This is a genomic window from Stenotrophomonas sp. (assembly GCF_050737575.1).
Classification (GTDB): Bacteria; Pseudomonadota; Gammaproteobacteria; order Xanthomonadales; family Xanthomonadaceae; genus Stenotrophomonas.
This window is the reverse complement of record NZ_JBOHXW010000006.1, coordinates 160,692-186,779: the sequence shown is the minus strand read 5'-3', so window position 1 is coordinate 186,779 and position 26,088 is coordinate 160,692. Positions and strand designations below refer to the sequence as shown.

The 26,088-nt window shown below is 63.2% G+C and carries 26 protein-coding genes and 1 pseudogene; 19 read left to right on the top strand and 8 right to left on the bottom strand.

The genetic code is table 11. The features are described 5' to 3' along the window. Positions 1–15 precede the first annotated feature (15 nt). The 7 genes and pseudogenes from ACREP4_RS13135 to ACREP4_RS13105 all read left to right on the top strand — a co-directional run bounded on the left by ACREP4_RS13135 (position 16) and on the right by ACREP4_RS13105 (position 4,159). A complete protein-coding gene (locus tag ACREP4_RS13135; RefSeq protein WP_431596639.1) occupies positions 16–756 on the top strand; it encodes a GntR family transcriptional regulator in 741 nt (246 codons plus the stop codon). A 318-nt stretch (positions 757–1,074) separates the two neighbouring features. Continuing rightward, positions 1,075–1,494, top strand: coding sequence for an MAPEG family protein (locus ACREP4_RS13130; RefSeq protein WP_431596638.1), 420 nt, complete (start codon positions 1,075–1,077; stop codon positions 1,492–1,494). A 60-nt stretch (positions 1,495–1,554) separates the two neighbouring features. After that, positions 1,555–2,052 carry a DUF1579 family protein gene (locus ACREP4_RS13125; RefSeq protein WP_431596637.1) on the top strand — a complete coding sequence of 166 codons (498 nt, stop codon included), beginning with the start codon at positions 1,555–1,557 and terminating at the stop codon, positions 2,050–2,052. A 3-nt stretch (positions 2,053–2,055) separates the two neighbouring features. Next, positions 2,056–2,133 (top strand): annotated as a pseudogene (locus ACREP4_RS13120) (YbjQ family protein); the annotation flags it as partial. A 167-nt stretch (positions 2,134–2,300) separates the two neighbouring features. Continuing rightward, on the top strand, positions 2,301–2,951 hold the full coding sequence (locus tag ACREP4_RS13115; protein ID WP_431596636.1) for a Pr6Pr family membrane protein: 651 nt from the start codon (positions 2,301–2,303) through the stop codon (positions 2,949–2,951). A gap of 288 nt (positions 2,952–3,239) precedes the next feature. Beyond that, positions 3,240–3,707 carry a hypothetical protein gene (locus tag ACREP4_RS13110; protein WP_431596635.1) on the top strand — a complete coding sequence of 156 codons (468 nt, stop codon included), beginning with the start codon at positions 3,240–3,242 and terminating at the stop codon, positions 3,705–3,707. Beyond that, positions 3,698–4,159 (top strand): hypothetical protein, encoded by a 462-nt coding sequence (locus ACREP4_RS13105; RefSeq protein ID WP_431596634.1) that lies wholly within the window; start codon positions 3,698–3,700, stop codon positions 4,157–4,159. The genes ACREP4_RS13110 and ACREP4_RS13105 overlap by 10 nt, the downstream gene beginning before the upstream one ends. 183 nt (positions 4,160–4,342) lie before the next feature. On the opposite strand, the gene ACREP4_RS13100 is transcribed toward ACREP4_RS13105, so the two are convergent. The 4 genes from ACREP4_RS13100 to ACREP4_RS13085 all read right to left on the bottom strand — a co-directional run bounded on the left by ACREP4_RS13100 (position 4,343) and on the right by ACREP4_RS13085 (position 7,135). Continuing rightward, complete coding sequence (locus ACREP4_RS13100) at positions 4,343–5,206, bottom strand: PA4780 family RIO1-like protein kinase (protein WP_431596633.1); 864 nt, start codon at positions 5,204–5,206, stop codon at positions 4,343–4,345. A 203-nt stretch (positions 5,207–5,409) separates the two neighbouring features. Beyond that, entirely contained in the window at positions 5,410–5,676 is a 267-nt protein-coding gene (locus ACREP4_RS13095; protein WP_431596632.1) for a hypothetical protein, read from the bottom strand. Between the two features lie 24 nt (positions 5,677–5,700). Continuing rightward, a complete protein-coding gene (locus tag ACREP4_RS13090) occupies positions 5,701–6,873 on the bottom strand; it encodes an acyl-CoA dehydrogenase family protein (protein WP_431596631.1) in 1,173 nt (390 codons plus the stop codon). A 55-nt stretch (positions 6,874–6,928) separates the two neighbouring features. Continuing rightward, entirely contained in the window at positions 6,929–7,135 is a 207-nt protein-coding gene (locus ACREP4_RS13085) for an FAD-dependent oxidoreductase (RefSeq protein ID WP_431596630.1), read from the bottom strand. Between ACREP4_RS13085 and ACREP4_RS13080 the strand changes: the two genes are divergently transcribed. Continuing rightward, entirely contained in the window at positions 7,041–7,355 is a 315-nt protein-coding gene (locus ACREP4_RS13080) for a hypothetical protein (RefSeq protein WP_431596702.1), read from the top strand. The two genes, ACREP4_RS13085 and ACREP4_RS13080, sit on opposite strands and share 95 nt — an antisense overlap. Positions 7,356–7,369: 14 nt before the next feature. Here ACREP4_RS13080 and ACREP4_RS13075 read toward each other — a convergent pair whose 3' ends face one another. Further along, positions 7,370–8,104: a hypothetical protein gene (locus tag ACREP4_RS13075; protein ID WP_431596629.1), complete on the bottom strand. Its 735-nt coding sequence runs from the start codon at positions 8,102–8,104 to the stop codon at positions 7,370–7,372. A 142-nt stretch (positions 8,105–8,246) separates the two neighbouring features. On the opposite strand from ACREP4_RS13075, the gene ACREP4_RS13070 reads away from it, so the two are divergent. From ACREP4_RS13070 to ACREP4_RS13055, 4 genes are all read left to right on the top strand, one after another. Then, positions 8,247–9,623, top strand: coding sequence for an amino acid permease (locus tag ACREP4_RS13070; protein WP_431596628.1), 1,377 nt, complete (start codon positions 8,247–8,249; stop codon positions 9,621–9,623). A 171-nt stretch (positions 9,624–9,794) separates the two neighbouring features. Continuing rightward, positions 9,795–10,055, top strand: coding sequence for a hypothetical protein (locus tag ACREP4_RS13065; protein ID WP_431596627.1), 261 nt, complete (start codon positions 9,795–9,797; stop codon positions 10,053–10,055). A 168-nt stretch (positions 10,056–10,223) separates the two neighbouring features. Further along, positions 10,224–11,405, top strand: a complete 1,182-nt coding sequence (hmpA, locus tag ACREP4_RS13060; RefSeq protein WP_431596626.1) for an NO-inducible flavohemoprotein — start codon at positions 10,224–10,226, stop codon at positions 11,403–11,405. Positions 11,406–11,628: 223 nt separating this feature from the next. Continuing rightward, positions 11,629–12,009, top strand: coding sequence for a DUF1761 domain-containing protein (locus ACREP4_RS13055; RefSeq protein ID WP_431596625.1), 381 nt, complete (start codon positions 11,629–11,631; stop codon positions 12,007–12,009). Between the two features lie 422 nt (positions 12,010–12,431). Here the strand turns inward: ACREP4_RS13055 and ACREP4_RS13050 are convergent, their stop codons facing one another. From ACREP4_RS13050 to ACREP4_RS13040, 3 genes are all read right to left on the bottom strand, one after another. Beyond that, positions 12,432–12,845, bottom strand: coding sequence for a hypothetical protein (locus ACREP4_RS13050; RefSeq protein WP_431596624.1), 414 nt, complete (start codon positions 12,843–12,845; stop codon positions 12,432–12,434). A gap of 224 nt (positions 12,846–13,069) precedes the next feature. Further along, positions 13,070–13,687 (bottom strand): YdcF family protein, encoded by a 618-nt coding sequence (locus tag ACREP4_RS13045; RefSeq protein ID WP_431596623.1) that lies wholly within the window; start codon positions 13,685–13,687, stop codon positions 13,070–13,072. Further along, positions 13,672–14,634 carry a pyridoxal-phosphate dependent enzyme gene (locus ACREP4_RS13040; RefSeq protein ID WP_431596622.1) on the bottom strand — a complete coding sequence of 321 codons (963 nt, stop codon included), beginning with the start codon at positions 14,632–14,634 and terminating at the stop codon, positions 13,672–13,674. The genes ACREP4_RS13045 and ACREP4_RS13040 overlap by 16 nt, the downstream gene beginning before the upstream one ends. Positions 14,635–14,837: 203 nt before the next feature. On the opposite strand from ACREP4_RS13040, the gene ACREP4_RS13035 reads away from it, so the two are divergent. From ACREP4_RS13035 to csy3, 7 genes are all read left to right on the top strand, one after another. Beyond that, entirely contained in the window at positions 14,838–15,452 is a 615-nt protein-coding gene (locus tag ACREP4_RS13035) for a hypothetical protein (protein WP_431596621.1), read from the top strand. Positions 15,453–15,939: 487 nt separating this feature from the next. Continuing rightward, entirely contained in the window at positions 15,940–17,829 is a 1,890-nt protein-coding gene (gene mnmG / locus ACREP4_RS13030; protein WP_431596620.1) for a tRNA uridine-5-carboxymethylaminomethyl(34) synthesis enzyme MnmG, read from the top strand. Positions 17,830–17,941: 112 nt separating this feature from the next. Then, positions 17,942–18,895: a type I-F CRISPR-associated endonuclease Cas1f gene (gene cas1f / locus ACREP4_RS13025; RefSeq protein WP_431596619.1), complete on the top strand. Its 954-nt coding sequence runs from the start codon at positions 17,942–17,944 to the stop codon at positions 18,893–18,895. After that, complete coding sequence (cas3f, locus tag ACREP4_RS13020; RefSeq protein WP_431596618.1) at positions 18,892–22,266, top strand: type I-F CRISPR-associated helicase Cas3f; 3,375 nt, start codon at positions 18,892–18,894, stop codon at positions 22,264–22,266. The genes cas1f and cas3f overlap by 4 nt, the downstream gene beginning before the upstream one ends. Before the next feature lie 408 nt (positions 22,267–22,674). Beyond that, positions 22,675–24,033, top strand: coding sequence for a type I-F CRISPR-associated protein Csy1 (csy1, locus tag ACREP4_RS13015; protein WP_431596617.1), 1,359 nt, complete (start codon positions 22,675–22,677; stop codon positions 24,031–24,033). Continuing rightward, positions 24,030–25,040, top strand: a complete 1,011-nt coding sequence (csy2, locus tag ACREP4_RS13010; RefSeq protein ID WP_431596616.1) for a type I-F CRISPR-associated protein Csy2 — start codon at positions 24,030–24,032, stop codon at positions 25,038–25,040. The genes csy1 and csy2 overlap by 4 nt, the downstream gene beginning before the upstream one ends. 22 nt (positions 25,041–25,062) lie before the next feature. Beyond that, positions 25,063–26,088, top strand: coding sequence for a type I-F CRISPR-associated protein Csy3 (gene csy3 / locus ACREP4_RS13005; RefSeq protein WP_431596615.1), 1,026 nt, complete (start codon positions 25,063–25,065; stop codon positions 26,086–26,088).

Genomic DNA, 26,088 nt, shown 5'->3' with positions numbered 1-26,088 from the left:
CAAGGATCAGTACAGATGACTGGTACGAGACGCAGCAAGCCCCGCTATGCCGAACTTGGCGATCTGTTGCAGACGGCAATCGAGAAAGGTGAGTACGCGGTCGGCACGTTGCTGCCCACCGAGCTGGAGCTGTGCGAACGCTTCAGCGTCAGCCGCCATACTGCGCGTGCCGCATTGGCACAGTTGATCAGCGCCGGGCTGGTACAGCGCCGCCCCGGCGCCGGCACCCGCGTGATCGCGCAGAGCGCGGCAATGCGTTACGAGCACGAGATCGACACCGTCGATCTGCTGATGCAGTACGGCAACAGCACCCGCTTGAACGTGTTAAGCGCCGAACGCCACATTGCCGATGCCGGCATGGCGCAGCGGTTGGATATCCACGAAGGCAAGGAATACCTGCGCCTGCACTGCTTGCGTCTTGAAGAACAAACCCGCGAGCCGATCGCGGTGACCGAGATGCTGGTACCGGTACGCAGCGGTGTACCCACCGACAAGCTATTGGACGTTGCCGGCGCAGCGCGTGCGGTGGCCAAGTTCCTGGACCCATCCAAGTTGTCGCGGGTGGAACAGGTGTTTGATGCCGCTTCGTTCGATGCAAGCGACGCCAAGTTGCTTGACATCAAAAAGACCGAGCCGGCCATGCGCGTGCAGCGCCGTTACCGCGATGCCAACGGCCGCCTGTTGCTGCTGGCGACCAGCCTGCATCCGCCGGGCAAGTTCGCGTATTCGATGGTGTTGTCGCGGAATCACCGCTGAGGGTGCAGTTGCAGGTGCTTCTCCCTGCGGGAGAAGGTGCCCAAAGGGCGGATGAGGGTACGGCCGCAGCGACAACGGCGCCCTCTCCCCAATCCCTCTCCCGTAAAGGGAGAGGGGCTGAAGCCAGAGCCTCAAGTCAACGCATCAAGCGAAGGGGGCAAGCACATGCCTTGGAGAAGAGCGGGCCAACCCAGAGTGCAGCTTTACTTACCGCGCCTCAGCCAAGAGCGGAAAGCTTGAACCGCCAGCCGATTTCCCGCTTAAGCTTCTCCGCCCCTGATTGGAATTTCTCCACGCCCACCCTCAAGAGGAACTGCCATGCAGAGCACCAGCGCCATCGCACTTGTTGGCTTCATCGTATGGGCCCTGCTCCTGCTGCTGGCGATGGAGGTGGGCAGAGTCAGGCTGGTGATCGCAGGCAAATTCCACGCTGGCCAGTTCAAGCCGGACAACAGCAATCTCTCACCGTTGATGCAACGCCTGACCCGGGCCCACGCCAATTGCATCGAAAGCTTTCCGCTGATCGGCGGCCTGCTCCTGGCTGCGATTGCCACCGGACATAGTGCAGTGACGGATCCTCTCGCGCTTGTCGTCCTCGGCGCACGCCTCGCGCAATCCTCGATCCATGTGGCCTCCGTGAACACCGCAGCGGTGAATCTGCGATTTGCAGCGTTTGCAATCCAGCTCGCCATTGCCGCGTATTGGGCATTTGCGCTGCTGCGTGATCTCGTCAGTTGAGGAAAAGCCGGGGTCAGAGTGCCCTTTCGATGAAGGCATCACACCTATGGCACATGGCCGTTGTCTCCCCATCACTCTGCCGCCAATATCCGCAGCAACCGCATCAACACTGAAACGGAGTTGCGCATGGCCACGAATCGTATGTCGCGTCTGGAAGTGTTCATTGGCACCTGGAACACCACCGGTGAAGTGCTTGAGACAGAGGGCGGGCCTGCGACGACCCTGTCCGCGACGGATACCTACCGTTGGCTTCCCGGAAAGCACTTCATGCTGCATGACGTCGATGCGCGCTTTGGTCAGAGCCCTACCCGCTCCATGGAAATTGTTGGCTACGACCGTGCAAGCAGAAAGTATGTCGCCCGTTCGTACGACGACCAGGGCGGAACCGAGGTGCTTGAGGTCGCACTGAAAGGCAAGCGGTGGACCATCACCGGAGAGGTCGTTCGTTTCCAGGGCAAGTTCAGTGCGGACAACAATCAGCTCACTGGCCTTTGGGAACTGAAAAGCAAGAAGGCTGGCTGGCAACCGTGGATCAAGCTCAAGCTGGAGCGCGCCTGATCGCACGCGCGTCAGCTGGGAGCCAACGCGATCATCGCCGTTCGCTACGACGCCACCGAGCTGATGACGGGGCTGACCTAGGTGCTGTGTTACGGCACGGCGGTTGTGGTGGAGCCGCATCAGGACTGAAGGTCGGCACGAATATCGCTGGGCGGTTGCGGGCAACAGGATCAGAATGCTGTAGCAGGATTTCCTCAGCGGCGAATCCAACGGAATTCGCCGCCTGCAATCACTCCCCGGGGTACGGCATGAAGGTGAAGAATGAAGTGGTCAACAAACCCGCGCTGGCCTTGCTGGCGCTGATTGCGTGGGCAGCGTTGCTGCTCCAGTTCTGGCTGTCGACCCGATTGGCGATCGCCAACGGAGGCACCGTCGTCGACGGTGCGATTGCCTACTTCGGCTACTTCACGGTACTGAGCAATCTGTTCGTCGCGCTCGCTGCTACGTTGCCGCTCGTTGCAGGCGACACGCGCCTTGGCCGCTTCTTCGCCAGGCCCATGGTGCTTGGATGCGCGACCACATCAATCGTGATGGTCGGCATCGGCTACCACCTGCTCCTGCGCAATGTATGGAATCCACAAGGGCTGCAACTGCTCGCCGATAACCTGCTGCACTACGCGGTGCCGATCTCGACGCTGGTGTACTGGCTGGTCTTTACTCCCCGCACGAAATTCAGCGCGCTTGCACCGCTTGTGTGGTGCATCTATCCGCTCGGCTACCTCGTGTATGTGTTCGCACGCGGAGAGCTGCTTGGTGCGTATCCGTACCACTTCATCGACGTGGCGAGCATTGGATATCCGCAGGTGCTATTGAATTCGCTGGGCCTTTTTCTTGCCTTTCTTGTGGTGGGTGCGGCTGTGCGCATCGTCCCAACGCTACGCGATCGGCTCCGCACGTAGCGCGATGCAGCAGGAAGATAGTCCGGGGGGTGGTTACCCAACCCGTTGGCGTTTCCCCATGGGCGCGATGCAGCCATCTGCTCATCGCGCTTGCAGCCACATTGCAAGCTTGCCGTAGGCGTTGGACGGTTCAGCCGCTTCCTGGCAAGCGGTGCAAGCGGTGCAAGCGCTACTTTCAGATATGCCTTGAAAGCACTTCAATGCTGCTGATAACGCCCTTCGGTTTGACCGGCCATGGCATGATCGGCCCCCGCGCAACCCTGCCCATCATCAAGGACGATAACGCAGATGGACCACCCCGTAATTTCAGTGATCAAGTGGCTTTTCCTGCTCATTGGCCTCGTCGTTGTTTCCGCTTCTTTCTTTTCCGAAGAAGAGCCGATTCTACTTTTTGCCATCGGCACCGCTTTCCTCTTTGTCGGATTTGCATTCTCCTTCTTCCGCTTCAAGCAGAAGCGGGATGCGCGTTTCCTGATGGCGCAAGGGCGCCTTGTTTCAGCAACAATCCTCTCGGTCGACCTCGATGAAGGGTTGGTTGTCAACGGCAAGTGCCCTTGGGTCATCACCGCGCAATGGCACGACCCCGACTTGAACGAGATTCATCTCTTCACCAGTAAAAGCATCTGGTATGACCCTTCTGAGTTCATCCATGATCATCAGGTGGCCGTGCGCATTGACCCCGGCAACCCCCGCCGGTACTTGATGGACATTTCATTCCTACCGAACCACAAGCCGGCCCTGCTGGAATGGTCGTAAACGCCGCTACCATCATGCAATCCGCGGGGAAAGCCGGCGCATTTGCGATGGCATCCGTCGTCGCAATGTTGGTCGCAGCCGTCATCTATTTTTTATGGATGGCTCCGTCGCTGTCGAACAGCTTCTCTCTCAGCACGCTGACCATCCTCCTGTTCAGCAGCATTTTCATGGGCGTACTGTTCATCCCGTTCATACTGCTTGTCTGCATTCCTTCGACATTGGTGCTTGCGCGCTTCCAGATGCTCAACTACTGGGCAATGGCGGCCATCGGCCTCGTCGTTCCCTGCGCTGTAGCCGCCCTCTTTCTCATCAATTTTCCACTCGGTTTTGAAGATAAATTGCTGCTCGCCATGATGGGATCACAGGGCATGGGAACCGCGCTGGTCTTCCTGGCGGTGTGGCGATATTTTCATCGCAAGGGTGGCCATGCCACCGGTAAATCACTGCCCTGACAACCCGGGAAAGCGCCTTCCGGCCGGAACAGGCGCGATGGATTCAAGCGGGAGACCTTTCCGCGATCCCGGGGTGATCGCACCACCCTGCACAACTGTTGCGCACGCGGGCACAACGGCAGGACTACCGACGGAATGGGTCGGCAGTCCCCGCCGGTATGCGGGACAGGGGCTCAGCTGGAATCAGTAGCCTTCTTCTTCGGCGGCGGCTTCGCGGCCTTGCTGGCGGATGAGGGCTTCTTCGCGGGCGTCGTTGATCGCGTGGCGGACGCTGTCCAGGTCGATGGCGCTTTCGTCCGGGGTGAATTCACCGGTCAGCTTGGTGTCTGCCTGCAGTTCGCCGGCCTGGAACAACTCCCACATTTCCTCGCCGTACCAGGTCTCCAGCAGCTCCGGTGCCCAGCGGCCGAGGTTGGCGGTGAGGTTGTTGACGTCGCGCAGCAGCATGGTGCGCGCGGCGTTGTTGCCGGCGGCGCTGACCACCTGCGGGAAGTCGATGACCACCGGGCCATCGGGGCCAACCAGCACGTTGTAGGCCGACAGATCGCCGTGGATCAGGCCGCAGCACAGCATCAGCTTGACCTGCTCCACCAGCACGTCATGGAATTCACGCGCTTGCTCGGCACTGAGTTCCACTTCGCCCAGACGCGCGGCGCTGAAGCCCTCGGCGTCGGTCACCAGCTCCATCACCAGCACGCCGTGGAAATAACCAAACGGCTCGGGCACGCGCACGCCGGCTTCGCGCAGTTGGTACAGCGCGTCCACCTCGGTGTTCTTCCAGGCGGTTTCCTGCTGCTTGCGGCCGTACTTGCTGGCCTTGCCGATGGCGCGTGCTTCGCGGCTGCCACGGACCTTGCGACCTTCCTGGTACTGCACGCGCTGCTGAAAACTGCGCTGGGCCATGTCTTTGTAGACCTTGGCACAACGCACTTCACCGCCGCTGCGGACCACGTAAACCGCTGCTTCCTTGCCGCTCTTGAGCGGGCGCAACACCTCTTCGATGACGCCGTCGTCGATCAGTGCCTGTAGTTGCTGGGGTGTCTTCACAGTCTCTCGGTGTGGAATGGGGTGACCGTCCGAACGGCGTCGAACGTGACCCGATAGGACGGGATCAAGGGGGCATATTGTTGCCGATGGTACGGAATGAAAACAGGGCAGCGGTGATCGCCGCTTGCACGGGGCTGTTCATTTTGGCGGGTGGGGCTGGGGACGCGGTTGGCCGACTCGGTTGTTCAGGTCATTCAAACCGCTCAACACCACAGCAGGTGTGCCGTCGTAGCAGTGACAGCACGGCGCTTTCGGTCCAGCCAGGCACACCGACAGCGACGCATCCACTGCGGTATTCCAGCAACGTATAGCGACCGCCCAACTGCACGCAGGAACGGGTCCAGCGATAACCACTGCACCTGCACCCGCAGCTGGCCATCGCCGAGCGGCGGCAATGGCTGTTGCTGCAATTCAAAATCCTGCACCTGCGGCATCCCTTCGGGAATATGCCGCAGGCAGACGGCCTGCATGGAAGGATGCAAGCCGTCCATCGATCAGAACGCGTTGATGCCGGTCAACTCGCGGCCGATCACCAGCTGGTGAACGGTCTCGGTACCTTCATAGGTGATGACCGATTCCAGGTTCAGCGCATGACGGATCGCGCCGTGCTCGGTGGTGATGCCGGCGCCGCCGAGCAGGTCACGGCATTCGCGTGCGATGTCGATGGCCAGGCGGCAGTTGTTCCACTTGGCCAACGACACCTGCTGCGGCTGCATCACACCGGCGTCCTTCAAGCGACCGAGCTGCAACACCAGCAACTGGCCGGCGGTGATGCGGCGGGCCATGTCGGCCATCTTGATCTGCGCGCTCTGCGTGGCCGCCACCGGGCGACCGAACAGGATGCGTTCCTTGGTGTACGCCAGCACTTCATCCAGGCAGGCAATGGCCGCGCCGATCGGGCCCCAGGTGATGCCGTAGCGGGCCTGGGTAAGGCAACCCAGCGGGCCCTTCAAACCCGTCACGTTGGGCAGGCGGTTGGCATCGGGCACGCGCACGTTGTCGAAGAACAGAGCGCCGGTCACCGAGGCACGCAGGCTCATCTTGTGCTTGATTTCCTGGGTGGTGAAACCCGGTGTGCCCTTTTCGATGACAAAACCCTGCACGCCGTCGTCGGTGTGCGCCCAGACGATGGCGATGTCGGCCACCGAGCCGTTGGTGATCCACATTTTGGAACCGTTGATCACCCAATCACCGCCGTCTTTCACGGCGCGGGTTTTCATTGCGGCCGGGTCGGAGCCGCCGTGCGCTTCGGTCAAGCCGAAGCAGCCGATGACCTTGCCGCGCGCCATGTCCGGCAACCAGCGCATGCGCTGTTCTTCCGAACCGTAGGCATAGATGGGGTACATGCACAGCGAGCTTTGCACCGAGACAAAGCTGCGGATGCCGGAATCGCCGCGCTCCAGTTCCTGGCAGATCAGGCCGTAGCTGACGCCGTTCAAGCCGGCGCCGCCGTACTGCTCCGGCAGCGAGCAGCCGAGCAGGCCCATGTCGGCGATCTCGGGGATCAGCTCGGTCGGAAAGCGGCCTTGGTCGAAGCAGTCGCCGATGATCGGCAGTACGCGCTCGTTGGTGAAACGGGCAACGGAATCCTGCACCGCACGTTCTTCCTCGCTCAGCAGCGAACGCACGTCGAACAAATCGTAGGGGTTCAATGTCTTCAGGCTCATTACTGTCTCTGGAAGGCGCATCCGCGCCCGGAAGGTGGGGGATAAGGTAGTTCAATCAGGCCGAAAGGATTGCTGCAGCCGCACGCTCACCGGACCTCACGGCGGCTTCCATGCCCGGAACGCCCAGCTCGGTCTGCTCGCCAGCGAAGTGGATACGCCCGAACGGGGTGTTGTTCCAGCGCAGGGTCTGCGCGAAACGGCCCGGCGCGATTTCCGAGAACGCGCAGGCCGTTGCCCCAACTGCGGGTTTCCAATGGCCCAACCCATATGTGCCGCATCCCATCTACAGCGGCTTGTTGCCGCTGTTCTGCGGCAATGCGCTGATCGTCGGCGACTGGCGCGGCGTGATCGCCGTGGCCAGCGGATTCAAGTCGTTCTGGTTCAAATTGCGGCAGGAAGAATGCTTCCTCTCCCAGCATTTCGGCGCGCCGAATCTCGAAGATGCGCACCGCACCAAACTGCTGATTCCGAGCGCGCCCTGACCAGACCTACGCGCTCAGGCGCGGCCGTCATCTCCATCGCCGCCACGCCCAGCGCCGTAACCCAGGCCGGCGCCCATTCCCATGCCAGCGCCCATCCCGCCCGCACCGCCACCTCCACCGCCCTTGGCACCTCCACCTCCACCTTCTTTGCCGCCAGCAGCACCCTTGCCACCACCGCTACTCGCCGGGCGCGACGGGCCCTGCCGTGGAATCGCCACGCTCGCAGAAATCGTGTCCAGATCCAGCACAGTGCGGATGAAGTCGCGCAGCGACACCACCAACTCGGCGGTATGAATCGGCCGGCCTTCGACCATGTCCGTGGCAGCGCGCGCAGCCAGCTGCACCTGTTCCTCGGTGCCGAGCAGGATCACATCCGACAACGCGCCTTCCACCGCATCACGGATGCGGCGTGCGCGGTCGCCATCATTGGCAGCAAACGATGGCAGCAACAGGGCGCCATCGGCGGCGGTGGCCGGCTCGCCCTGTGCCAGCTCGGCAGCGCGCAGGCGCCGCTCGCGCAGGTGCGTGGGGTCCACGCTGAGGTCACCGGTGAACGAGCCGCCCAGCGTCTTGTAGGCGGCGATCAGGGTCTTGAGCCGTTCGTTGATCTGCCGGTTGGCCGCCTCACGCTTCTGCTGCACCGCCTGCATGATCAACAGGCGGATGCCGACACCGATCAAGGTGATGATGGCCAGGCCGACCAAGGTCGAAAGCAGGCCCTGCCATGAGCTGAAATCCAGACCGCGCATCGGAGCTCCGCTTGCTGCAGACGCACATCGGCGTCGGGGCGTTCATCGTACCGGCATGCGCTGTTTTCCCTGCAATCCGGGCGTCACGATTGCTGGCGGACGCGGTATCGTGTCCGCCTCCAAAACCTGTTGAACGAGATCAATGCCCGCCAATCCTTCCGCCCCGGCCAGTGCGCCGTCGCAGAATCTGGAGCGTGCGCTCAAGCCGCGCCAGCTGATCATGATGGGACTGGGCAGCGCCATTGGCGCCGGCCTGTTCCTCGGCTCCGGTGTCGGCATCCAGGCCGCTGGCCCGGCCGTGCTGATCTCCTATCTGGTCGCCGGCACGCTGGTGATCATCATGATGCACGCCATGGGCGAGATGGCCGCCGCACGGCCCACCAGCGGTGCATTCTCGGTGTATGCCGCCGACGCCCTGGGGCCGACCGCCGGCGCGACCGTGGGCTGGCTGTGGTGGGCACAGCTGGTGGTGGTGATCGCGGCCGAGTCCGTTGGCGCGGCGGGTTTGCTCGCCACGGTCTGGCCACAGCTGTCGGTGCCACTGACCTCGCTGGCGTTCATGCTGGTGTTCACCGCGATCAACCTGATGGGCGTGCGCAATTACGGCGAGTTCGAGTTCTGGTTCGCCATCCTCAAGGTGGGGGCCATCATTGCCTTCATCCTGATCGGCATCGCCTTGCTGCTGGGGTTGCTGCCAGGCGTGGCCTCGCCCGGGCTGTCCAACATCACCGGCCACGGCGGCTTCATGCCCAAGGGCCTGGCTGGCATCGGCGCAGCGCTGCTGGTGGTGATCTTCGCCTTTGGCGGCACCGAGATCGTGGCCGTCGCCGCGGCTGAAACCCAGGACCCCGAGCGCAGCCTGGCACGCGCCATCCGCACTGTGGCCTGGCGCATCCTGGTGTTCTATATCGGTTCGATCGGCGTGATCATCGCCGTGGTGCCGTGGACCAGCGAGACCCTCAACTCGCCGTTTGCCGCCGTCCTCAGCGTGGCCAACATCCCCGGCGCGGCCACGGCCATCACCCTGATCGCGGTGATCGCGCTGCTGTCGGCCCTCAATGCCAACCTCTATGGCGCCTCGCGGATGATGTATTCGCTGGCCTCGCGCCGCGAAGCCCCGCGCTGGCTGGCCCGCACCAGCGGCCACCAGGTGCCGGTGCTGGCGGTGCTGGCCAGCGTGCTGTTTGGCTTTGCCGCCACCGCGCTGGAACTGCTGTACCCCAACCGGGTACTGCCAGTGCTGCTCAACGTGGTCGGCTCGACCTGCCTGCTGGTGTGGACCATCACCCTGGTCTCGCAGCTGATCCTGCGCGCCCGCGCCGAGCGGGCCGGCACCGTGCTGCCGTTCAAGATGGCCGGTTACCCGTACCTGTCGGTGCTGGCTCTGGTGATCCTGGCGCTGATCTTCGCGCTGCTGATGGCCGCCCCGGAGACCCGCCTGCAGTTCCTGTCGATGACCGCGCTGACCGCTTTCATCGCGCTGTGCAGCGGGCTGGCGCGGCGCAGTCGCAACGGCTGATCGTGCCGAAACAGGCTGTTGACGAGCCCGCCTACATGGCGGGCTTGTTTTACGCCGCCACTGTCGGCAGTCTGCGCGCATTGGAGCCTCATCACGCCACCGCGCCGCACCTCGGACGCCGGGCCGGCGAGCGCGCCCAAAGCCCCCAATCCACTGCCCTTTCGCTACGCCATGATCGACCTAGACGACCTTATCCAGCGCGCCATCGACCCTTCAACCGTCAAGCTGGAAGGCACCCTGACCAATCCGCCGTCCTTTGGCGTTTACGTCATCGATTCCGATGACGGCAGCACCCATTACCGCTTCGGCAGCCACCCGGTGCGCCAGCACGAGCTGGAGGACAAGTTCGGCGGTTGCGAGCTGGAATACCTGTTCCTGTCGCGCGAAGACGCTGCGGCAATGACCGCCGTGTTGAACCGGCCCGAAAGCTGACGCCTGCGGCGCGAATCTCACCGGCCCGTGATCGGCATGCCAACCTTGCCGTCCCAGTGGCGCCCAGCCCGCCGCAAACCGGAATAAACACCCTTCCTTGATATTCATCAATGAAGCGGCAGCCCCAAAATGGGTTGATGGTGGCCCCCCCACAAGGAAGCCACCCACATGTTGACGACCAACCAACGCGAGCTCATCAAGGCCACCGTTCCGCTGCTGGAAACGGGGGGCGAAGCGCTGACCAAGCACTTCTACGGCCGCATGTTGACCCAGAGCGACGTCGCCCGCCCGCTGTTCAACCCCAAGCACCAGAGCAGCGGTGACCAGCCGCGCGCGTTGGCCAATTCGGTGCTGATGTACGCCAAGCACATCGACCGCCTGGAAGCCCTGGGCCCGTTGGTCGGGCAGATCGTCAACAAGCACGTTGCCCTGCAGATTCTGCCGGAGCATTACCCGATCGTCGGTCACCACCTGCTGGCCTCAATCCGCGAGGTGCTGGGCCCGGACGTGGCCACCGACGAGATCATCGATGCCTGGGGCGCGGCCTATCAGATGCTGGCCGACCTGCTGATCGGCGCCGAAGAAGCAGTGTATGCAGCCAATGAAAAGGCCCCGGGCGGCTGGCGCGGTGCGCGCAGCTTCCGTGTCGCCGAGAAGGTGCCCGAGAGCGCTGAAATCACCTCCTTCCACCTGGTGCCAGTAGACGGCGGCGCGGTGGTGGATTTCCAGCCGGGCCAGTACATCGGCATGAAGCTGGACCTCGACGACGGCGAAACCCGCCGCAACTATTCCTTGTCGCGTGCCGCCAACGGCGTGGGCTACCGCATCAGCGTCAAGCGCGAAGGCAACGGCAAGGTGTCCAACCACCTGCATGACAACGTGCAGGTCGGCGACACGCTGGAGCTGTTCGCCCCGGCCGGCGATTTCACCTTGGCCGCCAGCGAACGCCCGGTGGCTTTCATCAGCGGCGGCATCGGCATCACCCCGACCCTGCCGATGCTGGAACAGGCGCTGGCCAGCGGCCGCCAGGTGCATTTCATCCACTGCGCGCGCAACGGCAAGGTGCATGCGTTCCAGGAGTTCATCGCCGACAAGCAGAAGCAGCACCCGCAGCTGCGCAGCTACACCTGCTACAGCGAAGCGCTGCCGGGCGATGCCGCCGACGCCGAGGGTTTCCTCAGCCGCGAGCTGCTGGAGCAATGGCTGCCTGCAACGCGCGACATGGATGCCTACTTCCTCGGCCCGAAGCCGTTCATGGCCCAGGTGAAGAAGCTGCTGCGTGATGTCGGCGTGCCGGAAGCGCAGAGCCGCTACGAGTTCTTTGGCCCAGCCGCCGCGCTGGAGGCCTGACCCAGGCATGTTGTAGAAGTGCGACGAGGTAGCGAAGGCCGGTGGGCAACCACCGGCCTTTTCTTTTTACCGCCCAGGTGAAAACCCAGCGGACGCTACGGCGCTGAAGCGCTACGCATGCCGCGCTCTGTTGCCTCGGCAGACGCTGCACGCCCTGCACGCCGCAAAGCCAGTGCGGAGCGCTAGGATGCACGCACCATCCGCGCGGTTCGAGGGGAAACGCATGAACGTGTACGCCGTAGTGCTTGCCGCCGTCTCCAGCTTCCTGCTGGGCGGTCTTTGGTATTCACCGGTGCTGTTTGGCCGCGCCTGGAACCGTGAAAACGGCGGCGACGTACCGCAGGGCCATCCCGCCAAGGTTTTCGGCGTCAGCTTCGTGTTCTCGCTGCTGGCCGCGTTTGCATTCGCCTGGTGGCTGGGCCCGGCCCCGGAACTGCGCAAGGCCTTGCTCTGCGGCGTGGTGGTTGGCTTCGGCATGGTCGCTGCCAGCTTCGGCATCAACTACCAGTTCGCCCAGCGCAGCGGAAAGCTGTGGGCAATTGATGGCGGCTATCACACGGTGCAGTTCGTGCTGTTTGGCCTGATCCTCGGCTTGTGGCACTGAGGCTGTAGCTGGAGCTCTAGCCCCCTCCCTTTGCCGAAGGCAAGGGGAAGGCTGGGGAAGGGTAGCTTTGGCTTTGGCTTTGGCTTTGGCTTTGGCTTTGGCTTTGGCTTTGGCAACAACAACAACCAAAGCCAAGGCTTTCACTCCCCTTTGGGGAGCGAGTTACTTTTCTTTGCTTGTGCAAAGAAAAGCTAACCAAAAGAAAGCACACCCTGCCTCCGCGCCCACGATGCTGCGCATCGCAGGTCCACTCCGCCGGCAGGATTTTTCGACGAGACATCCCTGTCTCGTCGAAAAACGACGTGCGTCCTGCACGTCGCCCCATTCGGGGTCTTATCTGCCAGCTCCGTCGCTGCGGAAGGGAACCCGGTAAGTCAAAAGCAAGAGCGGCAGCGGCAGCAACCGCTGAGCAACTGCTTTGCTCAGGCCAGCTTGGCCTGCAACCAACGCTCCACCGTGGTCACCAGGCCCAGCTTGGCCGGCACCACCAACGGCAGCGCGCGTGCAAATGCATCGGCCTGACGGATGAACGCCTGACGCGCCATCCGCTGCGCCTGCTGCACCGTCGATTGCTGCCGCCGCAACTGCACGATCTGCACCGATGGCCGTCCCGGTGGCGCGAACTTCTGGAAACGGCGCAGCTCATCGGCCACCAGACCCACATCCACGTCACTCTGCGCGAAAGCCTGCCCGGCCTGCAGCAACAGCTCCAGGCTACGGCCCGCTTCCGTCAACTCGGCTTCATCAAACAACGCCAGCGGAGCCAATGCGGGATCGCGCTGTTGAAGGCGCTGCAGTTGGGCAGCCCAAGGGAACGTCGCGTTGAAATTGGGCATGGCGGCAGGTGCTGGAAAGGAAGGCGGCGAACTGTACGTTTTGGCGGCTTGCAGCGCCAGTGGTGGCTGTTTTCCCTTCCCACTTCCCAATCAGAGACTCAACGTCAATCGGGATTGGCAAAGTGGATGAAGAAGAGCTCCTGATGAACGCCCGAAAGCTCTGCATGAGGGCAGGATGGGCCCGTGCGGGAAGCCGTTGCTGCCGCTGCGCTTCGCAGCAACCCTCAAGCGCCTTTGACGAACAGATCGCGATGGAAGAAATACACTTCCTGCAGCAGAAAACGCCAACTCGTGTGGAAGCTGCGGAAGCGCGTACTCGGCGTGGACGAGGCCAATGCGTCGATATCCAACTCTTTGGACAAGCGCAGCGCGCGCGCCATGTGCAACGGGTCGCTGACCACGATCACCCGGTGCAGATCGTGCTTCGCCATCACCTGCTTGGCTTCAACCAGGTTCTGCCGCGTGGTGCGTGATTTGGTTTCGATCAGGATGTCCGCCGCCGGCACTTTCTGCTTGAGCGCGTAACGCCGCGCCACCTGCGATTCGGAAAAGCGTGCGCGCGAGCCACCAAACCCACCGGTGAAAATCAGCTTTGGCGCATAGCCCTGCCGGTACAGATCCAGGCCATGGCGGATGCGCTCTTCAAACACCGGCGAGGGCTTGGCGTCATACGCCGCCGCACCCAGCACGATGATCGCGTCGGCCGGCGCAGCCTGGTCGCGGTCGCCCACCCAGATGATCCACGCGGCCACACCCAGCAGCCACAGCAGCAACAGCGCACCCAACCGCCACAACCACCCCATCACTCCGATCCGCCGACGTCCACTCATCCCTGCCCCCACGGCAAGGCATCCAGATCCACATTGCCGCCGGACAGCACCACCCCGACGTTGCGTCCTGCAAAACGCGCCGGCTGTGCCAGCACCGCAGCCAGGGCAATTGCCGACGATGGCTCCACCACTTGCTTCATCACCTGCCAGATCAATCGCATCGCCGCCACCGTGTCCGCGTCATCAACAGTGATGACCTGGGCATTGCCCTGCAGCACCGCAAAATTCGGCCACCCCAGCGCGCCACGCAGGCCATCGCAAACGGTATCGGGAACGAAATCCAATTGCCGCTCACCCGCGGCCAGCGAGCGCGCGGTATCGGCCGCGCCCATCGGCTCGGCCAGTACCAGTTCGCAATCCGGCAACAACTGCCGCACAGCCAACACACTGCCCGCCGCCAAGCCACCGCCGCCGACCGGCACCACCAGCACATCCAACTCGGCACCGGCCTGGCGCACCAGTTCCAGCGCCGCCGTGCCCTGGCCGGCAATCACGCGCGCATCGGCATAGGGATGCACCAGCGTCGCCCCGGTTTCCTGCTGCACGCGTGCGCACTCGGCTTCACGCGCGACTTGGGTCGGTTCACAGCGCCACAGCGTGGCGCCATTGCGGACGATATTGGCCAGCTTGGTGGCCACCGCACCTTCCGGCACCACCACATGGCAAGGAATGCCGCGCGAACGTGCAGCCAGCGCCAACGCAGCGCCGTGGTTACCCGAGGAATGCGTCACCACGCCGTTGGCCGCTTGTTCGGCATCCAGCGACCACACCGCATTGCAGGCGCCACGGAACTTGAACGCCCCGCCGCGTTGCAGGTGCTCGGCCTTGAAGTGCAGGCTGGCGCCGGTCATTGCGTCCAGTTCACGCGAACGCAGCACCGGGGTGAGCGTTGCATGCGGCGCGATGCGTGCCGCGGCCGCCAGTACCTCGGCAAATCCGGGCAGGGGGAGTTCATTCATGGTGAAAGGTTAGCGTAGGCTCACCGGGTTGGGCCATCTCCCAAACGGCACCGCTGCTCCGGGATGCGGCAGCCATTGGGGATGGCACTGGGGAGAGGCCAGACAAACCGGGCACAGCCTGCATTCAGCGGGGCGCCCCCGGATTAAGGGCCAATTCAACGCGCCAGCCCGATGCTGGCGTCATTCCCATTGGGGGGACTCACATGATCAAGCGCCTGATTGTTTCCGCCGGCCTGTTGATGGGCCTGTCCGGCTGTGCCACGTATGACTACGTCGGCGGCAGCTCGGGCGGCTATTACCACGGCTCTCCGTCCACGCAATACAACTATCCGTACGGTTATCCGTCCGGCTCGGGGTATTACGGGTACGGCAGTGGCTATTACGGCTACGGCAGCTACGGCTATCCGGTTTATCGGCCGTACTACCGCCCGCAGCCGCCTCATCACGGCAACGGTCATCGGCCGCCGGGCAATGGTCACAACCACAACGGCAACCGACCGCCGCGCCCGGGCAATGAGGGCGGCAGGCCGCCGCGTCCGGGCCATGGTGACGGTCGTCCGCCCCGTCCCGGCAACGGCGATGGCCGTCCGCCGCGCCCACCGCCGGCCAACAACGGAGGTGGCGGCAAGTCGCCGTGGCGTGACCTGAACAACCTGCAGCGCCCGCAACCGCGTGCCAGCGCCCAGCCGATGCAGCAGAGCATGCAGCGTCCGCAGGCCATGGCCGCACCACGTCCGGCCATCCAGGAGCGCCCCGCAGCCTCCCGACAGCCGTCACAAGTCCGAAGTGGCCAGCGGGTCAGGACACTTGAACGCTAAAGGGTTGCATTTGGCGTAAATGCAGGCATTCTTGGCGTCACGAGTGACCGGCTGCGTCGCAATCTGACCCAAACCGGCGTCACTCAACCGCTTCAATGTCGATGTCCGCCAGAAAATCTGGATCCCCCCTGTTCCGGCCCTGTCGGACATCGGCGCCTAAAACGACAAAGCCCCGGCCATGGCCGGGGCTTTGTTTTTCTACGTTGTCGGGGGACGGGAAAGCCAGAAAGAATCAGGGCCGGCAGTCCCCCGACTACCGGCCCCATGCTCCCCCAACGTGCGCGTCAGTCGGCCCCTGTTCCAATTCCGACCATGTGCGCTCAAGTCGCATGCCACGCTGGGTGCAAAGTAATAGCTGCAGGTTGCGTGCCAACTTTAGGGCGCAAAGCATGTCTGGCTGGCATTGGCGGTAAAATCACCAAACACGCCGTCGCCGTGCGGGACTACCCCGCTGACGGACTTCACACTTCTCTTCGATCCCACGCGCATGAGCGACACCTTCTACCGTTACGACGTCATCGTCATTGGCGGCGGCCACGCTGGCACCGAGGCCGCGTTGGCTGCCGCACGTGGCGGCGCCCGCACTTTGCTGCTGACCCACAACGTCGAAACCGTCGGCGCGATGAGCTGCAACCCGGCCATTGGCGGCATCGGCAAGGGCCATCTGGTCAAGGAGATCGACGCGCTGGGCGGGGCCATGGCGCATGCCGCCGACCGCGCCGGCATTCAATGGCGCACGCTCAACGCCTCCAAGGGTCCGGCGGTGCGTGCCACGCGCTGTCAGGCGGACCGCAATCTGTACCGCATGGCGATCCGCGGCATCGTCGAATCGCAACCCAACCTGACGGTGTTCCAGGCAGCGGTCGATGACCTGGTGATTGAAGGCGACGCGGTGCGTGGCGCCATCACCCAGACCGGGCTGACCTTCCATGCACCGGCCGTGGTGCTTACCGCCGGTACGTTCCTGGCCGGCAAGATCCACATCGGCGAAACCCAATACACCGCCGGCCGCATGGGCGACCCGCCGGCAACGACACTGGCTGCGCGGCTGCGTGAGCGTCCGTTCGTCATCGACCGCTTGAAGACCGGCACGCCGCCGCGCATCGATGGCCGCTCGCTGGATTACAGCGTGATGGACGAACAACCCGGCGACGATCCGATGCCGGTGATGTCCTACCTGGGCAACGTCAGCGAGCATCCGCAGCAGGTCAGTTGCTGGATCACCCACACCAGCGAGCGCACCCACGACATCATCCGTGGCGCGCTGCATCGCTCGCCGTTGTACAGCGGCCAGATTGAAGGCATCGGTCCGCGTTACTGCCCGTCCATTGAAGACAAAGTGGTGCGCTTCGCCGAGAAGAACAGCCACCAGATTTTCGTCGAGCCCGAAGGCCTGGACGTGGTGGAGATCTACCCCAACGGCATTTCCACGTCGCTGCCGTTCGACGTGCAGTTGGAATTGGTGCGCAGCATTCGTGGTTTCGAGCATGCAAACATCACCCGCCCCGGTTACGCCATCGAATACGACTTCTTCGATCCGCGTGGCTTGAAGAACACGCTGGAAACCCGCCAGGTCAACGGCCTGTTTTTCGCCGGGCAGATCAACGGCACCACCGGTTATGAAGAAGCCGGCGCGCAGGGTCTGCTGGCCGGCATCAACGCCGCGTTGTTCGTGCAGGGCAAGGACGGCTGGTGCCCGCGTCGCGATGAGGCGTACATCGGCGTGTTGGTCGATGACCTGATCACCCACGGCACCACCGAGCCGTATCGCATGTTCACCAGCCGCGCCGAATACCGGCTGCAGCTGCGCGAAGACAATGCCGATACGCGACTGACGCCGACCGGCCGCGAACTCGGCCTGGTGGATGACCGTCGCTGGTCGGCGTTTGAAACCAAGCAGGCGGCGGTAGCCAGCGAAAGCGCGCGGCTGCGTGGTTTGTGGGCGACGCCGGGCAATGCGCTGGGTCGCGAAGTGGCCGACGCCACCGGCGTGTCGGTGAGCCGCGAAACCAATGTGCTCGACCTGATCAAACGCCCGGAACTGGATTACGCCAAGTTGATGCAGGTGGCCTCACTCGGCCCCGGCGTGGATGACGCACGCGTGGCCGAGCAGGTGGAAATCAGCATCAAGTACGCCGGTTATCTGGATCGCCAGCGCGAGGAAATCGAACGCCAGCAGCGGCATGAAAGCACGCCGATCGCGGAAGGTTTCGACTTCGCCTCGGTGCATGGTCTCTCCGCCGAAGCACTGCAGAAACTGGAGCGCGTTCGCCCGCAGACGATTGGTCAAGCACAACGCATTCCCGGCATGACGCCCGCGGCGATCTCGCTGTTGCTGGTGCACCTGGAACGGGCGCGTCGCGGCAAGGTGGCTTGAGGGCCCCTGCCCTTCCGATAAGCGCTACAGTTCCATCCCGTGACAATCGGGCCATGCGATGCATGGCGATACGTCACGGGGGCAAGACATGGAACCGTTCTCGTCTTCAGACATGAAGACAATCCTGCACTCGAAGCGGGCCAACATTTACTACCTGCAGCACTGCAGGGTGTTGGTCAACGGCGGTCGCGTTGAATATGTCACCGACGCCGGAAAGCAATCGCTGTACTGGAACATTCCCATCGCCAACACCACGACGGTGCTGCTGGGAACCGGGACATCCGTCACCCAGGCAGCGATGCGCGAATTGGCCAAGGCCGGTGTACTGGTGGGTTTCTGCGGTGGTGGCGGCACTCCCTTGTTCAGTGCCAACGAGGTGGATATTGAAGTCGCCTGGTTCTCTCCACAAAGCGAGTACCGGCCAACCGAGTACCTGCAGGCCTGGGTCAAATTCTGGTTCGACGACGATCTACGCCTGTTGGCCGCTAAAAAACTGCAGCAACTACGGCTTCAACGCCTCCCGCAGCAATGGCAGCACCGCACATTGCGCGATGCGGGTTTCAACGTCGATGTGGCGCGGCTGGAAAAACTACTCCAGCCCATCAGCGGCAACATCGAGCGGGCACAGGACACCACGGCGCTGCTCACCGAAGAGGCACGGCTGAGCAAAGCGCTGTTCAAACTGGCGGTGGACACGGTGGGCTACGGCGATTTCAGTCGGGCCAAGCGCGGCACCGGCACCGACCCCGCCAATCGCTTTCTCGATCACGGCAACTATCTGGCCTATGGCCTTGGCGCCAGCGCGTGTTGGGTGCTGGGCCTGCCGCATGGCCTTGCCGTGCTCCATGGAAAAACCCGGCGCGGCGGGCTGGTGTTTGACGCTGCGGATTTGATCAAGGACGCCAGCATCCTGCCTCATGCGTTTCTGTCGGCAATGCGCGGCGATGATGAACAAAGCTTCCGCCGCCATTGCATAGAAACACTTACCCGCAGCGAATCACTGGACTTCATCATCGACAGTCTGAAAGACATCGCAACCACGACGGCTGCACAGGTGAACGCGTGAACATCCTGCTGGTGTCGCAATGCGGCAAGCGCGGCCTCACTGAAACCCGCCGCATTCTCGATCAGTTCGCCGAGCGCCGGGGTGAGCGCACGTGGCAAACCGCCATCACCCAGGAAGGCTTGAGTACCCTGCGCCGGCTGCTGCGCAAGACCGCGCGCAAGAACACCGCCGTCGCCTGCCATTGGATACGCGCGCGCGATCACAGCGAGCTGTTGTGGGTCGTCGGTGATGCGCGTCGCTTCAATGCCGACGGCGCGACACCCACCAACACCACCACGCGCAACGTGCTGCGCGCGCACGACGAAAATGATTGGCATACCGCGCAGCCCATCCGGCTGCTGGCGCAGCTGGCGGCGTTGCTGCATGACCTTGGCAAAGCCAGCATCGCGTTCCAGGAGCGTTTACGCGGGAAGCGCATGGGGAAGAATCTCTATCGCCACGAATGGGTGTCACTGCGCTTGTTCCAGGCCTTCGTCGGTGATGACGATGACGCAACGTGGCTACGCCGGTTGGCCGATACCGAGCAATGCAATGCACAGGACTGGATCGCACCTGACCGCTATCAACGCGACGGATTGGATGCGGCGCATGCCTATCCATTTCAGAAACTGCCACCGTTGGCGGCGGCCGTCGCGTGGCTGGTTGTCACCCATCACCGCCTGCCGGTTGTCCCCGTGCACAAGGACAGTGACGGCACCCAGGAGTGGCTTGGAAAGCGCGCCACGCATTGGCGGGCGCTATGGCTGGAACAACCGCTGGCCTTGGTCGCGCACGACTGGAACGAGAAGCGTCAGCCACACAACGACGCTGAAGCGCATCCGTACTGGCAGCCCGATGCCGCCCTTCCCGTCATCGACAAGGAGTGGCGCAATCAGGCAGCGCGCGCGGCCAAGGCCCTGCTTGAGCTGCAGCAACGTGACACCACGCATTGGCTGGACAACGCCTATGTGATGCACCTTGCGCGCCTGAGCTTGATGCTGGCTGACCACCACTATTCCAGTCTGTCGCCCGATGCCGTGCAGCGCCTCAAGGTCGCCACCGACAGTCCTCTTTATGCCAACACGCATAAAGACGGTGCGCTCAAACAGACGCTGCTGGAACACCTGCTTGGCGTCGCCCGCGATGCCGGCATGATCGCCCACGCACTGCCCGGCTTTGAGCGCCACCTGCCGCGCCTGGCCAACCACCGGGGTTTGCGCAAGCGCAGCGCCAATCCAAAATTCAGCTGGCAGGACAAAGCTGCCGACGCCGCCGTTGCCATGCGCGAGGACAGCCAAAACCGCGGCGGCTTCATCGTCAACATGGCCTCCACGGGCTGCGGCAAGACCTTGGCCAACGCACGCATTCTGTATGCCATGTCCGACCCGCAGCGCGGCATGCGCGCCACTTATGCGCTGGGCCTGCGCACGCTCACCCTGCAAACCGGGCGCAGCTATCGCAATGACTTGCATCTGGACGACGACGAACTGGCGATCCGTGTCGGCGGTTCAGCCAGCCGCCAACTGTTCGACTATTACGAACAACAAGCCGAGGTGCGGGGTTCTGCATCCATCCAGGACTTGATCGAAGAAGACAGCCATATCCTCTACGAAGGCAACACCAGCGACCATCCGCTGCTGTCACGCGCACTGCACGACCCGGACATCCGCAACCTGATAGCCGCGCCGATGCTGGTCTGCACGGTGGACCACATGGTGCCGGCCACTGAGTCCCTGCGCGCCGGCCGGCAGATCGCACCGATGCTGCGCTTGATGAGTGCCGATCTTGTCCTGGACGAACTGGACGACTACGACCTGGATGACATGCCCGCCCTCACCCGCCTGGTGCATTGGGCCGGCATGCTCGGCAGCCGCGTGGTGCTGTCTTCCGCCACCTTGCCGCCATCGCTGGTGACCGGCATGTACCAGGCCTACCGCGCAGGGCGTCGCTTGTATCGACGCAATCGCGGTGAGCCCGGTGCGGCCAATCTGGACGCCGATATTCCCTGCCTTTGGGCCGACGAGTTCGGCGTGCTGGTTGCTGATGCCGGCGAACGCGGCTTCATGCAGCAGCACCTGCAGTTTGTCGAAAAACGCGCTACCCAACTACGCAAAGCCCCACCATTGCGGCAGGCAGGTTTGCTGCCGCTGTTGCTCAAGGCACCGAAGAAGGAACAACAGCATGCGGAGTTTGCGCCGCACCTTCGCGATGCCTGCCTGAAATTGCATCACGCACACTGCCAGTCCGATCCCTCCAGCAACAAGCAGGTCAGCTTTGGCTTGGTGCGCATGGCCAACATCAGTCCGCTGTTCGACGTGGCGCAGGCGCTGTTTACGCACGGCGCGCCAGAGGACACGCGCATCCACCTGTGCGTGTACCACGCCCGTTTCCCGCTGCTGCAACGCTCGGCCATCGAGAACCTGTTGGACACCAACTTCAATCGACGCGGCGACAGCAACGCCGTGTTCCAGTTGCCCGCCATCCGCAATGCATTGGACGCACATCCGGAACGTCACCAGTTGTTCGTGGTACTGGCCTCGCCAGTGTGCGAAGTGGGGCGCGATTGGGATGCGGACTGGGCCGTCGCCGAACCCTCGTCGATGCGTTCGTTGATCCAGCTGGCGGGCCGCGTGCAACGCCATCGTGGTCGCGTCCCCTGCGCGCCAAATGTCCTGGTGTTCGATACCAACCTGCGTCATTTCGCAGAGGGAAAACACGGGCATCCCGCGTTCCTGCACCCTGGCTACGAGAAGGAAGGCGCAGGCCCGAAAGAAAAGCGCCTGCAACTCACCAGTCACCAGCTCACCGAACTGCTGCAGGAAACGCACTACCAAACCCTCACCGCCCTGCCTCGCATCCAGCCAAGGCCGCCCCAGCAATGGGAAACACAGCGCAACCTTGTTGACCTGGAGCAATACCGCACCTGGGCCAGCATGCTGCCGCCTCCTGCAAAGGAAGGCGCGGAACTAGCTGCGCTGGAACGGGAGGGCGCCTATGCCGCATGGAAATACCCGCAGGCCGCACTCACCGGCGTACTGCCGCAGCAGCAGCCCTTCCGCGAAAACACACTGCGCACCACCACGCTGGTCTTTCTACCCGATGACGACGGCGAGCACTTGCTGCTGCACCGGGTCGAAGAAGCCGCCGCACGCCATGCCCAACCCCAGCGCATCCTGATCGATCAAAGCCAGCGCCATACCGTGCATTTGACGATGGGGCCACGCATCAATGCATGGGGCCAGTTCGACCTGATGAGCTTGCTGGAAGAACAGGCCGCACACACCGGGGATTCGCTGGACTACTGCGCGCAACGTTTCACTACCGTGGAGGTCCCCGACAGCGATCGTGGCTGGCGCTGGCACCCGTTGCTAGGGTTTGGAGGGAAGCTGTAAGAGGGGCATCCATGCCCCCGCTGCCTGTTCGGCAGCAATTGGGGTTAACAACCGGTCAAACAGTTTTCTGAGCTGCTTCTTCAGCAGAACCGGCAAGGGGATTAAAACCGATCAGACAGTGGTAATACAACTGATCATACAGTGGACTTGTAAAATTCAAATTCGCCCCCTACGATGAAGATGCCCGGATGCCGCGCCAACGGCACCCGGGCGTTACTTCAAACCGGTTGGTCTCCGGACCCAGGCACGGGGTTTAGGCGTGCATCGGGGGATACAGGAAGTGTTCCAACGCTTCATAAGAAGAACTGGCTGAGGGCCAAGCCCTCGTTCACTCCCCACGGCAGTCAGTGATGACTGCCGTGGGGATTCTACAGGCACGCCCTGTAAGGGGCGAATGAAAGGATTCCCATGAACGAAACAACGGAAGGCCTCACACGCCCCGGCCGTTTCCGCGCCGCCATCGCAGGTTTCATCGACGCCCGGCGCGAGGCCAAGCTGAAAGGCAAGGATGAAGAAGGCGACACCGCCGCCAAGTACGACTACGACACCTGGCTGGCAGATGCCGCACGGCGGGTCGGCCAGATCCAGGCGGTCACCCATGTACTGAAGGCAACCCACCCGGATGCGCGCGGCACCAGCCTGCATGTGCGGCCGGCCACCCTGCCCCCGCGCAGCGAGATCGGTAGCCATGTGCTGGGCAGCGACTTTGCCGAGGATGTGGTGGGCAATGCCGCCGCGCTGGACGTGTTCAAGTTCCTCAAACTGGACGTGGAGGGACGCCGTCTGCTGGATTGGATGCAGGACGGCGACAGCGACCTGTGCAGCGCACTGAGCGCCAATGCCGACACCGCACACGCATGGATGAAGGCCTTCAGTGGGCTGGTCCGCAGCGATAGCGCCCCTGCCTCGCACGAAGCGGCCAAACAGTTGTACTGGCTGGCCCACGGACCGGCCGACGACGATACCGGCTACCACCTGCTGCAACCCTTGTTCTCCAGCAGCCTGGCCCATGCGGTACATGCCGACATCCAGGACGCGCGCTTTGGTGACGACAACAAGGCGGCGCGGCAGGCCTTCCGCGCCAAGCAAGCGCACGATGCACCGTACCGCGACTATCGCAACCTGGTGGCCCGCAAACTCGGCGGCACCAAACCGCAGAATGTGTCCCAGCTCAACAGTGAACGCGGCGGCATCAACTACCTGCTCGCCTCGCTGCCGCCAACGTGGGAGACACAGCAACCCAAGACGCTGCTCAATCTGGAGTCGGCCATGGAGCGATTGACAGGATTGCGCGATGTGCGCAACACGCTGGAAGACCTCTCCGACTTTCTGTTGTCCGATCCGCCGCCCACGGCTGCCACGCGGCAAAAACGCGGCACGCTGGCGCGTGAACTGGGCGCGCAGTTGGCCATCTACGCCGCTGAAACCCACGCACGCTTCAGCCCCGGCTGGACCCGTGATGCCACCTGCATCCTGCCCCTGCATCAGCAGATCTGGCTGGACCCGGACCGCATTGAACTGGAACCGCGCAAGGAACCCGAACTGGCTGCCACCGAGGACGAGGCCTTCCGCGCCGCCGTCGATTTCGATGATTGGCCCGACCAGGTGGCGGGCGACTTTGCCAATTGGTTGAACGCCCGCCTGCGCGCGGCCGGGCTGGTAACGGTCAGCGATACCGAATACCGGCATTGGGCACGCCAGGCCATCGTCGATGCCGCATGGCCGGTTCCTCAGCAACGGCGCGTACCGAAAGGAGACCCGGCATGAGTGCCTGTCCTGCGTTCAGCCATGTGTTGGTGTTCCCGCACCTGCGCGTGCAAAACGCCAATGCCATCTCCAGCCCGTTGACCCACGGCTTTCCCTCGATGACGGCCTTCCTTGGCCTGATGTGGGCCCTGCAACGCAAAGCCAACGCTGCGGGATTGGATATCCAGTTCAGTGCTGTGGGCGTGGTTTGCCACCAGCATCAGGAACAAGCGACCGAGGGCGGCTTCATCGGCAGCTTTCACCTCACCCGCAACCCGGTGGGCAAGGACGGTGGCAGCGCAGCCATCGTCGAAGAAGGCCGCATCCACCTGCAACTGAGTCTGCTGTTGGCTGCCGACAGCCCGCGCTGGGCGCTGGAACCGGCCGCACGCGATGCGGACCTTGCAACACTGGCCGAACTACTGGCCGGCATGCGCATCGCCGGTGGCAGCGTGATGCCGCCAGCACAGCCGTGGCGGCGCCGGTATCAACCGTGGGCGCTTGACCTCACCGGCACCGGCAAGGACCGCCAGGCCTTGTTCGCCAAAGCCCGCATGCGGCTGCTGCCAGGTTTTTCATTGGTGGGCCGTGATGACCTGCTGGCACAGCGCCAGCAACAACGCGAAGCCAGCGGCGATGCCAATCCACTGGACGCCTGGTTGTCATTGGCCCGCATCAACTGGCGCTGGGCAACAGACGAACCCGACGGCAAAGGCGCTTGGTCCCATGACCGCGCTGGCAACGGTTGGATAGTGCCCATTCCCGTCGGATACGGCGCCCTGGGCGAACTGCACAGCGCCGGTAGCGTTGCCAATACGCGCGATGCCCACACGCCCTTCCGCTTCGTCGAAAGCCTGTACTCGGTCGGCCAGTGGATCAGCCCCCATCGCCTGCACTGCGTTGAAAGCCTGCTTTGGTACGCGGAACGCCCCACCAACGCCGGCGTGTACCGCTGCCGCAACGACCATGCCACGACGCTCGACGACGCCGAGTTGGATGTCACGTTCGACCTCGATACCTCTTACTGATCACACAGAAAGGAATACCGACATGTCCAAGGAACTCAAGACCGCCTCCGTCCTGGCTTTTGAACGCAAGCTGGATCCTTCCGATGCCGTGTTCAGCAGCGGCAACTGGGCAACGCGCGACGCATCAAGCAATTGGGCGCCGGTGAAACTGCGCGAGAAATCCGTGCGCGGCACCATCTCCAACCGCCTGAAGACCGCTGGGCAAGACCCCGCCAAACTGGACGCCGCCATCCAGAACCCCAACCTGCAGACGGTCGATGTCGCCGCCTTGCCGGCCGACGCCGACACGCTGAAAGTGCAGTTCACGCTGCGCGTATTGGGCGGCACCGGCCAGCCGTCTGCCTGCAACGATGCCGCTTATCGGCACAAGCTGCTGGCCACCGTGGAGGGCTATGTGCAGCAGCACGGCTTCAACGAATTGGCACGGCGCTACGCCGCCAACCTGGCCAATGGCCGCTTCCTGTGGCGCAACCGCATTGGCGCCGAACAGATCGAAGTGACCGTGGCACACCTGCGCGACGGCAAGGCAGCGGCGGAGTGGACCTTCGACGCATTGGCACATTCACTGCGCGAGCTTGCCGCGCCCGCCGCCGAAGCCGAGCAACTGATCGCACTGGGCGAATGTATCGCCACGGGCTTGTCCGGCAATGGCCATGTGCTGCTGCAGGTCACCGCCTTCGTCCGTGTGGGCGCTGGACAGGAAGTGTTTCCCTCGCAGGAGCTGATCCTGGACAAGGCGGCCAGCAAGAAGAGCAAGACGCTTTATCAGGTTGAAGATGTCGCCGCGATTCACTCGCAGAAGATCGGCAATGCCCTGCGCACCGTGGACACCTGGTATCCGGAAGCCGGTGAAAACGGCCCCATCGCCATCGAGCCGTATGGCTCGGTCACCACGCAGGGCAAGGCCTATCGCCAGCCCAAGGAGAAGCAGGACTTCTACAACCTGCTCGATGCCTGGGTATTGAAGGACAAGGCACCAGCCCCCGAACAGCAGCACTTCGTCATCGCCACGTTGGTACGCGGTGGCGTGTTCGGCGAAGCAGGCTGA